The organism is Gordonia sp. NPDC057258 (assembly GCF_042668985.1).
In the GTDB taxonomy this organism is placed as follows: Bacteria; Actinomycetota; Actinomycetes; order Mycobacteriales; family Mycobacteriaceae; genus Gordonia; species Gordonia hongkongensis.
Genome location: NZ_JBHUXZ010000006.1, coordinates 109,565 through 121,566, shown reverse-complemented (window position 1 = coordinate 121,566; position 12,002 = coordinate 109,565). Strand labels below are relative to the sequence as shown.

Annotated in this window: 14 protein-coding genes; 10 read left to right on the top strand and 4 right to left on the bottom strand. The window is 69.3% G+C overall.

Translation table 11 applies throughout. The annotated features are described in order from the left end of the window. Positions 1-60 precede the first annotated feature (60 nt). A complete protein-coding gene (gene rplQ / locus ACFUEJ_RS06885; RefSeq protein ID WP_165629742.1) occupies positions 61-681 on the top strand; it encodes a 50S ribosomal protein L17 in 621 nt (206 codons plus the stop codon). After that, positions 638-1,576 (top strand): tRNA pseudouridine(38-40) synthase TruA, encoded by a 939-nt coding sequence (truA, locus tag ACFUEJ_RS06880; protein ID WP_083207441.1) that lies wholly within the window; start codon positions 638-640, stop codon positions 1,574-1,576. The genes rplQ and truA overlap by 44 nt, the downstream gene beginning before the upstream one ends. An 89-nt stretch (positions 1,577-1,665) precedes the next feature. On the opposite strand, the gene ACFUEJ_RS06875 is transcribed toward truA, so the two are convergent. The 3 genes from ACFUEJ_RS06875 to ACFUEJ_RS06865 are packed head-to-tail and all read right to left on the bottom strand — an operon-like array spanning position 1,666 to position 4,071. Beyond that, positions 1,666-2,376, bottom strand: a complete 711-nt coding sequence (locus ACFUEJ_RS06875; RefSeq protein WP_068969963.1) for a TM2 domain-containing protein — start codon at positions 2,374-2,376, stop codon at positions 1,666-1,668. Positions 2,377-2,435: 59 nt separating this feature from the next. Next, positions 2,436-2,960 carry a hypothetical protein gene (locus ACFUEJ_RS06870; protein WP_068969962.1) on the bottom strand — a complete coding sequence of 175 codons (525 nt, stop codon included), beginning with the start codon at positions 2,958-2,960 and terminating at the stop codon, positions 2,436-2,438. A 34-nt stretch (positions 2,961-2,994) separates the two neighbouring features. After that, positions 2,995-4,071, bottom strand: a complete 1,077-nt coding sequence (locus tag ACFUEJ_RS06865) for an alpha/beta fold hydrolase (RefSeq protein WP_165629744.1) — start codon at positions 4,069-4,071, stop codon at positions 2,995-2,997. A 242-nt stretch (positions 4,072-4,313) separates the two neighbouring features. Between ACFUEJ_RS06865 and ACFUEJ_RS06860 the strand changes: the two genes are divergently transcribed. Next, positions 4,314-4,940, top strand: a complete 627-nt coding sequence (locus tag ACFUEJ_RS06860; protein ID WP_068969975.1) for a DedA family protein — start codon at positions 4,314-4,316, stop codon at positions 4,938-4,940. Between the two features lie 318 nt (positions 4,941-5,258). On the opposite strand, the gene ACFUEJ_RS06855 is transcribed toward ACFUEJ_RS06860, so the two are convergent. Next, a complete protein-coding gene (locus tag ACFUEJ_RS06855) occupies positions 5,259-6,905 on the bottom strand; it encodes an AAA family ATPase (RefSeq protein WP_388028287.1) in 1,647 nt (548 codons plus the stop codon). Between the two features lie 373 nt (positions 6,906-7,278). On the opposite strand from ACFUEJ_RS06855, the gene ACFUEJ_RS06850 reads away from it, so the two are divergent. The 7 genes from ACFUEJ_RS06850 (at position 7,279) to ACFUEJ_RS06820 (ending at position 11,954) form a co-directional block, all read left to right on the top strand. Then, positions 7,279-7,659: a hypothetical protein gene (locus tag ACFUEJ_RS06850; RefSeq protein WP_058251956.1), complete on the top strand. Its 381-nt coding sequence runs from the start codon at positions 7,279-7,281 to the stop codon at positions 7,657-7,659. 8 nt (positions 7,660-7,667) lie between these two features. Then, on the top strand, positions 7,668-7,979 hold the full coding sequence (locus tag ACFUEJ_RS06845; protein ID WP_078113319.1) for a YbaB/EbfC family nucleoid-associated protein: 312 nt from the start codon (positions 7,668-7,670) through the stop codon (positions 7,977-7,979). Between the two features lie 58 nt (positions 7,980-8,037). Then, positions 8,038-8,346, top strand: a complete 309-nt coding sequence (locus tag ACFUEJ_RS06840) for a type VII secretion target (RefSeq protein WP_058251955.1) — start codon at positions 8,038-8,040, stop codon at positions 8,344-8,346. Between the two features lie 47 nt (positions 8,347-8,393). Further along, positions 8,394-9,686, top strand: coding sequence for a hypothetical protein (locus ACFUEJ_RS06835; protein WP_247449911.1), 1,293 nt, complete (start codon positions 8,394-8,396; stop codon positions 9,684-9,686). Further along, the gene (locus ACFUEJ_RS06830) at positions 9,683-9,994 is read left to right on the top strand and encodes a PE family protein (RefSeq protein ID WP_137810653.1); all 312 of its coding nucleotides are present in this window, start codon (positions 9,683-9,685) and stop codon (positions 9,992-9,994) included. Before ACFUEJ_RS06835 ends, ACFUEJ_RS06830 begins: the two co-directional genes overlap by 4 nt. 77 nt (positions 9,995-10,071) lie before the next feature. Further along, entirely contained in the window at positions 10,072-11,127 is a 1,056-nt protein-coding gene (locus tag ACFUEJ_RS06825; protein ID WP_058251952.1) for a PPE domain-containing protein, read from the top strand. Further along, positions 11,124-11,954, top strand: coding sequence for an ESX secretion-associated protein EspG (locus ACFUEJ_RS06820; protein ID WP_058251951.1), 831 nt, complete (start codon positions 11,124-11,126; stop codon positions 11,952-11,954). The genes ACFUEJ_RS06825 and ACFUEJ_RS06820 overlap by 4 nt, the downstream gene beginning before the upstream one ends. Positions 11,955-12,002 lie beyond the last annotated feature (48 nt).

Here is a 12,002-nt window from a genome sequence, read left to right as displayed (position 1 = left end):
TGTCACTGCCCAACCCTGACTTCCGCATCGAGTGATGCGGGGTCCTCCTAGGAGAAGACAATGCCCAAGCCCACCAAGGGTGCCCGCCTCGGCGGGTCGGCCAGCCACCAGAAGGCGATGCTGGCGAATCTCGCCACCTCGCTCTTCGAGCACGGCCGCATCACCACCACGGAAGCCAAGGCCAAGCGCCTGCGTCCGTACGCGGAGAAGATCATCACCCACGCCAAGGCCGGCAAGCTGGCCAACCGCCGTGAGGTGCTGAAGGACATCCGTGACAAGGACGTCGTGCACACGCTGTTCGACGAGATCGGCCCGTTCTTCGCCGATCGTCCCGGTGGCTACACCCGCATCATCAAGACGCTGCCGCGCAAGGGCGACAACGCCCCCATGGCCGTGATCGAGCTGGTGCGCGAGTCCACCGCGTCGAGCGAGGCCAGCCGCGCGACCCGCGTCGCCGCCTCCAAGAAGGCCGCCGAGGACAAGCTCGACGCCACCGAAGAGGTTGTCGCTGATACCGATTCGGCTGAAGCGAACGTGGTGGAGGCCGTCGAGGCCGACGCCACCGATGCCGAGGTCGCCAACGCCGAAGCTGTCGCCGAGGCCGTCGACGACGAGTCCACCGCCGCGACCGCTCCCGATGCCGAGGCAGCCGGAGCCGACGTCGACGGTGAGAAGAAGTAGTCGACTGAGTCGAGAACCGCAGACCGAACCCGTCGGCGCCGATTCCGGTGCCGGCGGGTTCTGTCGTCTCCGCTTCGACATCTCGTACGACGGCACCGACTTCGCCGGATGGGCACGGCAGGTCGGCCAGCGCAGCGTGTGCGAGGAGCTCGAGACCAGGTTGTCGACGGTCCTGCGGGTGCCAGTGCGGCTGACCGTGGCGGGGCGCACCGACGCCGGTGTGCATGCGACCGGGCAGGTCGCACACGCCGCGGTTCCGCGGTCGGTGCTGGAGACCCGATCGATCGCCGGCGACCCCGCGACGCTCGTCGGGCGTCTCGCGAAGATGTGTCCCGATGACGTCCGGGTGACGGCCGTGCGCGTCGTCCCGGAGGAGTTCGACGCTCGGTTCTCGGCGCTGCGCCGGCATTACCGCTACCGGTTGACCGATGCACGGTGGGGTGCCGAACCGGTGGTCGCGCGGACGACCGCGACATGGCGTCGGCCGCTCGACGTCGACGCGTTGAACGCGGCATCGTCGGAGTTGCTCGGCCTGAACGACTTCGCGGCGTTCTGCCGTCGGCGGGAGGGTGCGACCACGATCCGGGAATTGCAGCGGTTCTCTTGGACTCGGGACGCCGAAGGAGTCCTCGTCGGCGAGGTGAGCGCGGACGCGTTCTGCTGGTCGATGGTGCGGTCGCTGGTCGGCGCGGTCGCGAGTGTGGGCGACGGCAGGCGCGACATCGACTGGTGCCGTGGGCTTCTCGAGGAGCGGGAACGCAGTAGCCAGGTACCCGTCGCCGAGGCCCGGGGTCTGTGCCTGGTCGGCGTCGACTATCCCGCCGACGACGAACTCGCCGCACGCAACACGGTGACCCGCGACGTGCGCGGGTCGACCGGTTGCTGCGGTGGGTGACCACCCGCCGTCTCGACGGCGACCCCGGAGTTGTTGTGACACAAGGAGGCCCCGGGGACCGATCCCCGGGGCCTCCTCGAGCGCAGCGGTCAGTTGCCCAGCTTGAGGCCGTTCTTGTCCCGAACACTGCCGGTCAGCATCATGATGCCGTCGACCAGCGCCCAGATGGCGACACCGAAGATGATGACGAACCCGATCAGGAAGATCGCGGTGATGTAGCCGAGGATCGTCAGGCCGAGTTGGATCGCGCCGGTGGTGTTGTCGCCGATGTAGAAGCGGCCGACGCCCAGGCTGCCCAGGAAGATCTGCAGCAGGCCGGCAACCAGCTTCGACTTGTCGGACAGCGGTTCGCCGGTGGCCGGGTCGCGGCCATAGGGAGCAGTGGGGTCGGGAGCGCCGCCGTAGCCGTAACCGGGCGCCGCGGGATACCCGCCCTGCGGAGCCCCGTACTGCTGGGGTGCGCCGTACTGCTGCGGTGCCCCGAACTGCTGGCCACCGTACTGCTGGTCACCGTACTGCTGGGGTGCCCCGTACTGCTGGTTCCCGTATTGCTGGTCGCCGTATTGCTGGTCGCCGTATTGCTGGTCGCCGTATTGCTGGTCGCCGTATTGCTGGCTCCCGTACTGCTGGTCGCCGTACTGGGGATTGCCGACGCCGGGCTGCGAGGGCCCCGCGGTGCCGAACTCCGAACCCACCGGCTGCTGGCCGGGGTCGGTGCCGTACGACGGCGAGGCGTCGGCCGGTGGCTGCTTGACGAACGGGTCGTGGGGCTTGTCGCCCGGGTTGTCTGGTGTGGTCATCGGGTGGTCCTCCTCGTGACTGGATGGAGCGGCGTGCTCATCTCGAACGTGCGGGCGGCTCAGGCGACGGTGGCCAGTTCGCGTGCGTGGTACACGCGACCGGACACATCGCTCATCGTCCAGGGCGACGTGGCGGGGATGTTGGTGACGTGCATCGCGCCGCCCGCGCCCCGGACCCGTACCTGGATGAAGCCCGTTGTGCGCCGTTCTTTCATCAGCAAGAACAGCAGACTCAGAAAGCAGATCAGAAAGAACCCGACCAGCGCCAGCACCAGGCCCGTCTGCGACATCTGTTCGGAGGACACGGACATGTCGGTGACCTCCCACTGCGAACCCGCGAGCGGGAACGTGCCCGACGGCGTGATCACGTAGTGCTGGGTGCACGTGATGTCACCGATGACCACGAGCGGCGGCTCGGGTAATGCTGCGGCACCCGCGTCGAAGAACGGCCCGGGCGGCGCGTAACCCATGCCGGGGCCCGGGAATTGGGCGGGAGCGGGCACGAAGCCGGGACTGGAGTCGTAGGCGTTCGGCTGATGCGGCAACGGACGGGTGCCGTCATTGCCATTCCCCGGGTACGTCATCCCGCAATGGTGGCATACGCGAGTGTGTTTCGGGTCAGGTGGCGTTGCGCTCGTCTCCGAAGGCCTCGAGCACCTCGTCGACGGTCTCGTCGTCGCCGACGAACTGCTCCGGATGGGCGCCCTCGGACATCAGATGCCGCCAGTTGAGCGGGTCGAATTCCACCGGCGCGTGGCGCGCGATGAAGTCGATGACGATCCGGCAGAACCGTTCGGGGTCGTCGTGGAACGGGAAATGTCCTGAGCCGGAGAAGGTCTCGAACTCCGAGTGTGGGATCGCCGAGTGCGCCAGTTCGCCGTGGTGATGGGGGATCACGATGTCCCGGTCGCCCCACACGAGCAGGACCGGCAGGCGCTCGGTGAGGTAGCAGCGGTCGAGCATCGTGACGGACTGGCCGCGCCAGTCGACGACGGCGCGCAGAGTACGGAGGAAGGCGGCCGACGCGGTGGGGTCGGCGAGCCCACCGAGGACCCGCATGAGGTCCTCGTGGTCGGCCAGTAGATGTTCGGGCGTGGCCGAGGACGGGAACAGGGGCGGCACCGGCGCGGCGACGATCGCTTTCGCGAGCGTCGTGAGACCAGGGATCACGCCGGGGACGCGGAGTACCGACAGCACCTGCGGGACGATGGGCAGCGAGAACAACCGCAGGGCGGGGTTGACGTCGCGGGTGACCCCGCCGGCCGCGACCAGCACCAGGCGCTCGACGAAGCGCGGGAACTGATAGCAGAACTGCATCGCGACGCCGCCGCCCAGGGAGTGGCCGACGACCGTCACCTTGCTGATCCCCAGGACGACGAGGAGGTCGCGCATGCCGTTGGCGAAGGCCGGCACCGAGTAGTCGGCGCGTGGCTTGTCCGATTCCCCGTGGCCGAGCAGGTCGGGTGCGATGACGGTGTAGTGCTGCGCGAGGATCGGGATGACCTCGTCCCACGTCGACGAGTTGTCACCGATGCCGTGGATGAGCAGCAGCGCCGGACCGCTGCCGGCGATCCGGTAGGCGCGCCGGTAGCCGTGGATGGTGTGGTACTCGATGCGGACGTCGGTGTCGGAGACCGGACGCAGCGTCGGACCGGACGTCGTGGTCGGGGACGGATCCCGGTGCTTGGTGGGCACTGTCTCTCCCCTCGGTGTCGCTCGGGCGGTGTCGGTCGCGTCCTCGCGACGGAGCGGTGGATGGCAATGGTGCGTTGTCCCGCTTGGCGTCGAGTAAACCGCATCACCGGTCGTCGTGCGCGTCGGGTGCCGGGTGCCGGCTGCGACCTGGGTTGCCGGGATCTGAATGGTTGCCGACGCTTTGCCACGTCGCGACGGTCACCGGGCCCCGGCGGGTCGCTGCGCCACTAGTGTTGGATTCGATGAACCCCTTCGACATCGAGTCCTTCGTGGCCACCGGTGGCCTCATCGGACTCTGCGTGCTGATCTTCGTGGAGACCGGCATCCTGGTCGGGTTCATCTTTCCCGGCGACTCGGTGCTCTTCACCGCCGGCGTGTTCGCTGCGCAACCCGATCCCTTCGCACCGCTGTGGCTGTTGTGCCTGGCTGTGCCGCTGGCGGCGATCGTCGGCGACCAGTGCGGCTACTTCATCGGCCGCCGTGTGGGGCGCGGGGTGGTCGAGGGCAAACTGATGCGCACCATCGGACCCGAGTATCTCGCCAAGACGAACCACTACTTCGACCGCTTCGGGCCGCTCACCGTGTTCTTCGGCCGGTTCATCGGGATCGTCCGCACCCTGACCCCGCTGGTCGCCGGCTTCAGCGGCATGCCACATCGGACGTTCACCCTGTTCAGTGTGCTCGGCAGTTTCACCTGGGCGGCCGGGATCATCCTGCTCGGCTACTTCCTCGGCAACATCCCGGTCATCCGCGACAACATCGAGATCTTCATCATCGCCTCCGTGTGCACGATCGTCATACCGACGTTCATCCACTTCGGTCGGCGCTGGCGGATCGCGCGCCGGGATCGGCGCGCCGAGACGCCTTGAGGCGAACCGCCGGTCCCTGATCCGAAAGAACAACAAAATCGCTGGTCTGAGGGGTGCAAGCGACGCCCTCCCTCTGCTCCCCTGAGGAGCGCCCGGAGCTCGCGGAAAGGCGCGACCAACCGCCGCTCCCTGAGGAGCGCCCGGAGCCTGCGGAAAGGCGCGACCAACCCACGCTCCCTGAGGAGCGCCCGGAGCCTGCGGAAAGGCGCGACCAACCACCGGTCCCTGAGGAGCGCCCGGAGCCTGCGGAGGGCGCGTCACGAAGGGTCTGCCCCGCGTCTCACCAGGTCCCTTCCGCCGCCCGGGATCAGGGGTCGGTCAGCGGAGGAACGGCTCCTCCCGTTGTCCGGGGCCACCCGAGAAATCGTCGGCGATGGTCGCCGCGAGTTCGACGAACGATCGCTTCGTCGGCTTCGACATCAGTTCGAGGTCGACGTCCGCGCCTTCGGCGAGGTGGTCGTCGAACGGGATCTTGTGCACGGCGCGGCACCGCGTGAGGAAGTGTTGACCCAGCTGGTCGGTGTCGATGGTCGACGACCCGGGTCGCGACGAACTCAGGACGACCACGGCGCGCGAGACGAGGTGCCCGAAACCGTGCGCCTCCAGCCAGTCCAGGGTCGCGCCGGCGCTGCGGGCGCCGTCGAGAGCCGGGGAACTGACGAGGATGATCGTGTTCGCGAGGTCGAGGACCCCGTTCATCGCCGAGTGGCTCAGACCGGTGCCGCAGTCGGTGATGATGATGTTGTAGAAGCGCTGCAGCACGGTGATGACGCCGCGGTACTCCTCCTCGTTGAACGCCTCGGCCATCGCCGGATCTCGTTCGGAGGCAAGGACTTCGAGGCGACTCGGCGCCTGCGACGTGTGGGCCCGGACGTCTGAGTAGCGGTAGACGTTCTCATCGGCGAGCAGGTCGCGGACGGTCGACCGAGTCTGCTGCGGAATGCGCTGTGCGAGCGTACCGAGGTCGGGATTGGCGTCGACGGCGATGACGCGGTCGCCCCGCAGGGAGGCGAACGTCGAGCCGAGGCCGACGGTGGTCGTCGTCTTGCCGACTCCGCCCTTCAGCGACAGCACGGCGATCCGATAGTCGCCCCGGACCGGCCGGTTCACCCGTTCGAGCAGCTGCTGGTATTCGATGTCGCCCTGTGACTCACCGGGATTGATCGCGCCGGCCGACAGCGTGTGCACCGCACGACGCCAGCCGCGACTCGGTGCGCGACGGGCCTTTCGGATGAGGGCCACCTCGTCGAGCGAGGGGCCTCCCGACGGCGGCCCGTACCCGTGCTGCATCGGCTGCCCGGGAAAGGCGGGGGCGGGACCGGGGCCCATCGGAGCGGGGCCCGCGTACGGCGGAGGGTGATGGCCGGCGACTGGAGTCGGTGGCATCCCCGGCTGGGCGGACCACGCGGGAGCGGACTGGGGAGCCGGCGGGGCGGGCGGCACGATCTGCGGCGCGGCGGGGTGCGGCGGCATTCCGGATGACGGTGCCGGGCCGGTGACGTGACCGGGTCCGAGGTTGTCGGGTCCGAAGTGGTCCGGCCCTGGGACGGGAGGGGCCTGCGGCGACCACGGGGGAGCGACCGGGTTCTCAGTCGGTGAGATCTCGGGACGCGGCTCCGGCGGAACGGGCCCGCCGTGAGGATGCGGATCGGCGGGCGCGGCCCCGGGGTGGTCGGCGGCGCCGGCGTGGTCGGCGGGCGGACGGACGGCGGCGGGATGGTCGGGCGGTGGCGCCGACCGGCTTTCGAAGTCCGGCCGCGGGGGCATCGTCTCGCGGGCCGGTGATCCGCTGTCCGGACGTGCGGACGGTCCCCGGGGTGCGGGCGGCGCGGGCGCTGCTGCCGGCGGCTGTTGTGGAGCGGCGGTCGGCGGGGCGAACTGCAGCCAGGGCGGCGGCGCCGGGGCGTCGGCATCAGGGGTGCCGGGCCCGGTTCCGTCCGGTCTCGTCGGGTTCTCGTACGTCATCGGGGAATCCTCTGGTCAAGCGGCCGGGCGCCGATCGCGTTGCGGCGAGTTCGGCGAGGCGTGCAGCGATCCACCCCGTTTTGTCGATCGACCCCGGCTGCGTCCTGCGGCAGTCTACCCAAGGTCCTCGACCTGGTCCGGACGACGTCCACAGAGCCGTCTCGAGGACACGCGTTCGGCATAGTGCATCTCTGGTGTGGTGAGGCCGAACCGAGTATGGCACTATGCAGACACTCAACACATGTGCGCAGCGGGGTGCGCGGTTCTTCACGGATCCGTATGTGGGAGGTCTGGTTCCGTCGAACGAAAATTCGATGGAACCGGAAGGGGCCCCGGCTGCGTCATATTCGGCGTGAAGGGGGTGCAGCTTTCCATGACCTACTCCGACGATCCTCGGGATCTCGTCGACGGTGATCCCGACGACCCGTGGGCGGTGTTGCACGAGTTCGTGACCGCGCGGTCACGGTCGGGCGGGCTCGGCGTCCGGACCACCGCGCAAGGTCTTCCGGTGGCAGTTCGTATCGAGGCGTCCGAACTCGACAAGGATCCGGCTCTGCTCGCCGGGGACATCCTCCGACTCTGTCAGCAGGCGGCGATGTCCGCCGGTATCCGGCTCCGCGAGAACCTGCTCGCCGCCGGCATCGACCGGGACCTCGTGCAGGAGATGCAGTTGCCCCGCCCGGACGATCTCGCACGAGCCGAGTGGCGCGACGACGAGGAAGCCGACGCGCCCGCGTCGTGGTTGCAGCGATGACCTGGGGAATGGACGAACTCGAGGCGCGCGCGCAACGGCAGCTCGACGGCCTGCACGGGTTTCAGGAGAAGCTACGCGCGATCTCGGTCCGGGAGACGTCGTCCGACGGGCTGGTCACCGCCGAGGTGGACGGCAAGGGCGCGCTCATCGACCTCGAATTCGCCTACGGCGCCAACGAACTCGGTGCGAGCCGGCTGGCCGACCAGGTCGTGACGACCGCCGCGCTGGCCGCACAGAAGGTCTACGCCCGGATCGCCGCGGTGACCGAGGAGTTCAACGAGTCGTTCGGCGACATGCTGGCCGCTCGTCCGGCCGAATGACGGACCCGGCCGACATGACACCGATCCATCAGACTGACACCCACGAGGGGGTTCGAGAATGACGAACGTCAAGGTGACGCCGGAGGTCCTCGAGGGCTTCGCCGCCACGAACGCCGCGATGGCGACCGCCGTCGGCACCGCCGGGTCGATCGACGCCGCGGCCAACACAGCGGCGATGGTCCCCGTCTTCGGGCTCATCGGGCAGGAGTTCCTCGCCGCCTTCATCGCTGCGCAGGCCAGTCACCTCATGTCCGTGGGGCAACTCGCGGCCGTGCATGCCGCCACCGCGGCATCGACTGCGGCGGGTCTCGCCGAGTTCGAGGGCACCGACGCCGCCAGCGCCGCAGCCATCCGTTCGGTGCTGTGACGGTTCCACCGCTACCGGGCATCCCGGATGTGCCTGCCCTGAATCACATGACGGTGCAGGAGATGATCGAGGCGACCCCGCTCGGCCCGATCCTCGACCGCACGGTCGCCGACGTCCTGGGCGGACTGGGTCTGCCTCCGCTGCCGGTGCTGCCCCCGTTGCCGCCGATGCCGGGACTGCCACCGCTGCAGCCACCGAACCTGGACATGTTCATCAAACCGATGACCGATCTGCTGGGTGGTTTCGGCACCGGTGATCTCTCGGGTGGCGGATTCGACCCGACCGTCATCTTCGAGAGCCTCACCAAGGTGCTCGAGACGTCGATGACGATGGGGCAGAGCGCACTCAAACTCGCCGACCAGCTGTGGGCAGGGCAGGGCGCGGTGAGCGCCGGCGCCAAGACCGCCGAGGCGGGGGCGAACAGTTCGGCTCTGGCCACGCAGGGGTCGGGGATCTCGTTGGATACCAAGACGGCGGCCGCGATCGTGGCAAAGGGCTTGGCAGTGGTGCAGGGGATCATCGCGGCGACGGTCGCGAAGATCACCGGCTTCGCGGTACCGATGATGATGACACCGGCGGTCGGCGCAGGCTTCGCAGCTGCGGCCGGGTTCGCCTCCGTCGGACTGTCGCAGGCGACCGCCGCGGTCGCGGTGACCCGGGCCGAACTACTCGGCCCGACGACGGCTATGGCCGTGAACGGTGCCCCGGTCGCCGTCACCGGTGCACCCACCGCGGGCGCGGGACAATCGCCGTTCACGCTGGCCAGCTCGATCCTCGACGTCGTGTCGCCGGCGATGTCGACGGCCACCGAACTGCCCACCTCGCTGATGCAACCGATCAGCAAGATGCTGAACGTCGAACACGGTTCACCTGCCGTCGTCCCGGCTGCGCTGTCGCCGAAGTCGAAGGGCGCGGGCGGCGGTGGTGGTGGCGGGGGAGGCGGCGGTGGCGGTGGCATCGGAGGCGTGGGCGGAATAGCGACGCCGCTGGGCGCTTCTCGACCGACCGTCCCGACGAACTTCAACCTCGGCGAACCCGCCCTCGGTGCATCGACGACCGCCAGGCCCGTGACGGCGCCCGCCGCTATGCCGATGGGTGGCGCACCGATGGGCGGTGCCCCGATGGGTGCCGCCGGTGCGCGCGGCGCGGGCGCCGCGGACGACCAGCATTCGGTACCCGACTATCTCGTCACCGAGGACAACGGCCGTCGCGTGGTCGGTGAGTCGCCTGAGGTCGCTCCAGCCGTCATCGGTCATGAGGAAGCCGCCGAAGCCGATCCCAGCCCGGACATCGAACTGCGACTGGGCGTGCCCGGTCCGAAACGAAACGAGGAAGTATGAGCAACTCGCAACTCCGCGTCGAACCCGCCGAACTGATCTCGGCGGCAAGCGACCTCGACCGGATCGCCGACCGCCTGGAACACGCGCTCACCGCCGCCGGTCGGGCGTTGCCCGTGGCCGCGCAGGGTCGCGATGAGGTCTCGACCGCAGCTGCCGAGAGTTTCACGACGGTAGCCGAGAAGTTCGAAACGGACACGGCGACGGGAGTTCTGGAGATGCGGAAGATCGCCGCCGTACTCCGCGCGCAGGCCGCCGGCTTCATCGAGGGTGATGCCGAGGCGTCGGACGCCTTCCGCGTGGCGTTGTAGGAGAGCGCGAACCCCCTGCATAGCAACATCATTCCGCTCGCACATCCACAACCCGCCGGCATCGAAGGGAGGCGCTCGTGATCGGCTTCACCGGAGTCAACTGGGACACCCGTCCGACCGAACAGCTCGCCGCCGACCTCGGCGCCGGTCCCGGGCCCGCGCCGCTGGCGGAAGCGGGCCTGGCCTGGGCCGCTCTTGCCGCGGAGGTCGGGGAAGCCGGTGTCGAATACGCCGCCGTGCTGGCACGCCTGGGGGCGCATTGGCAGTCCGCCCACACCAGTGCGGCTTTCGAGAAGCTGACCCGGCTGGCCCCGTGGTTCGCCGAAGTCGCGACCGAGGCGGCCGAGAATGCCACACGCGCCGAAGCCCAGGCCGCGGCGATCACGGTCGCGCGGTTGAACATGCCCGACCTCGCCGAGGTCGACGTCGTCGAGAAACTGCACGAGATCGCAACCACCGCCACCGCGGTCGCACCGATCATCGCCGGTGCGGCCGCCCAGGCCGAGCGTGCGGTCGCGCACCAGCGAATGCGGGCTGCCCGTGTGATGCAGACGTACGAGAATGCCACCGAACCTGTTGCCGCGCCGTGGGAATCGGCGAAACCCGCACCGGGGCTCGTGTCCGGTGACGCGCTCGCCGCCGAGCGGGCGGCGGCGGCCCGCGCGGCCGCGCCACCTCCGACCCCGGCGCCGGCCGCGCCTCTGGGTGCGGCGATGCCCGCGGGCATCGGGGGAGTGTTCCTGCCGCCGCCCGAGAAGCTGAAGTACGCACCGACGATCGTCGCGAGCGGACCATCGCAGGTCGCCGCCACGACGTCCGGCGGCGCTCCGGGGGCGTCGGCCCCCGTGACCGGCCCCGGCGTACCGCCGCCGGTGGCCCCGGGTGTCGCCACGGCGGACCGCGGTTCGGTCGTCCGCACCGTCGGCGCCGACGCCGCCGAACTGGACTCGTCCGACCCTCCGCCCTCGGTGGCGACCGAATCCACGGAACAGACGACCTGGGCCGAGCTGGCCACGTCGGATCGTCCTGCTGCGCATTATGTCTCGGCGCCAGACGGGCACGGAATGCCCGACGTCGATCCGCGCTACCTATCGGAGACGCTGATGCTCGGCAACCCGGGTGAACGCCGATGATGCCGATCGTGCACGACGCCGGGATGACGTTCGATGCCGCAGTCCTGTGCCGGCTCGGCGAACGTTTCGGAGTCCAGACCTGGCCGGTCGTCCTCGACCTCGGGAACGTTGCCGCGGAGTCCGACACCGGGAATGACTCCGCCAACGTCACCCAAGCCGACCCCGACGCGGTGATCGCGGCGCTCGAACTCGTCGAGCACGGTGAGCCCACACCGTGGGCGTCGACGGTGCTACGGGTGCTGGCGCAACCGCAGCGCGAGATCGAGATCCGCTCCTACACTGACGACGCGGTTCGCCGAATCTGTGTGGCGCGCAACGGCCACGACCACGTACTCGTGACGCGGACGGGCCGTCGCGTCGACGTCACGGTCGTCGATGTCGCCGACGTCGAGGCCCTCGCCGCGGTGGTGCGGGCTCAGTTCGACGCTCTCGAATCCGCCGCGGAGCCGGCTGAATTCACGGCCTTCTCGGCTCCGTCCGACGAGGTCGTCGACCGGCTCGGCCGTTGTCGGGCCGGCACCGAGACGACCGACGCCCTGCACGCGCTCGGCGCCGCACCGGCCGATGCCGTCGTCGTCTCGGCAGGGTTCGCGTCGTGCCGGACCCGCACCGAGGTCGTCGCCTCGATGAACGAGGACGGACGATTCGCTCAATCTTCTGGAGCTGTCGCGATTTTCGACACCGAACGGGGTCGAATCGTGTCCAGTCCCAGCAAGTCCCCGGACGGTCGGGTGTGGACCACCTTCTCGCCGGGAACGGGTCATCGAATCGCACAGGCGGTCAGCCTGTTGATAGAGACCCTGCCCGACGGGAAATGGATGCCATGATCCGCATCGGGGGATTCCGCGGAACAGACCGCCGCGGGAATCAACTGT

Excerpts from the sequence above, each read along its gene's own strand:
- rplQ (WP_165629742.1), top strand. The coding sequence starts at position 61 with ATGCCCAAGCCCACCAAGGGTGCCCGCCTCGGCGGGTCGGCCAGCCAC.
- truA (WP_083207441.1), top strand. The coding sequence starts at position 638 with ATGCCGAGGCAGCCGGAGCCGACGTCGACGGTGAGAAGAAGTAGTCGA.
- ACFUEJ_RS06875 (WP_068969963.1), bottom strand. The coding sequence starts at position 2,376 with ATGACCACACCAGACAACCCGGGCGACAAGCCCCACGACCCGTTCGTC.
- ACFUEJ_RS06870 (WP_068969962.1), bottom strand. The coding sequence starts at position 2,960 with ATGACGTACCCGGGGAATGGCAATGACGGCACCCGTCCGTTGCCGCAT.
- ACFUEJ_RS06860 (WP_068969975.1), top strand. The coding sequence starts at position 4,314 with ATGAACCCCTTCGACATCGAGTCCTTCGTGGCCACCGGTGGCCTCATC.
- ACFUEJ_RS06855 (WP_388028287.1), bottom strand. The coding sequence starts at position 6,905 with ATGACGTACGAGAACCCGACGAGACCGGACGGAACCGGGCCCGGCACC.
- ACFUEJ_RS06850 (WP_058251956.1), top strand. The coding sequence starts at position 7,279 with ATGACCTACTCCGACGATCCTCGGGATCTCGTCGACGGTGATCCCGAC.
- ACFUEJ_RS06845 (WP_078113319.1), top strand. The coding sequence starts at position 7,668 with ATGGACGAACTCGAGGCGCGCGCGCAACGGCAGCTCGACGGCCTGCAC.
- ACFUEJ_RS06840 (WP_058251955.1), top strand. The coding sequence starts at position 8,038 with ATGACGAACGTCAAGGTGACGCCGGAGGTCCTCGAGGGCTTCGCCGCC.
- ACFUEJ_RS06835 (WP_247449911.1), top strand. The coding sequence starts at position 8,394 with ATGACGGTGCAGGAGATGATCGAGGCGACCCCGCTCGGCCCGATCCTC.
- ACFUEJ_RS06830 (WP_137810653.1), top strand. The coding sequence starts at position 9,683 with ATGAGCAACTCGCAACTCCGCGTCGAACCCGCCGAACTGATCTCGGCG.
- ACFUEJ_RS06820 (WP_058251951.1), top strand. The coding sequence starts at position 11,124 with ATGATGCCGATCGTGCACGACGCCGGGATGACGTTCGATGCCGCAGTC.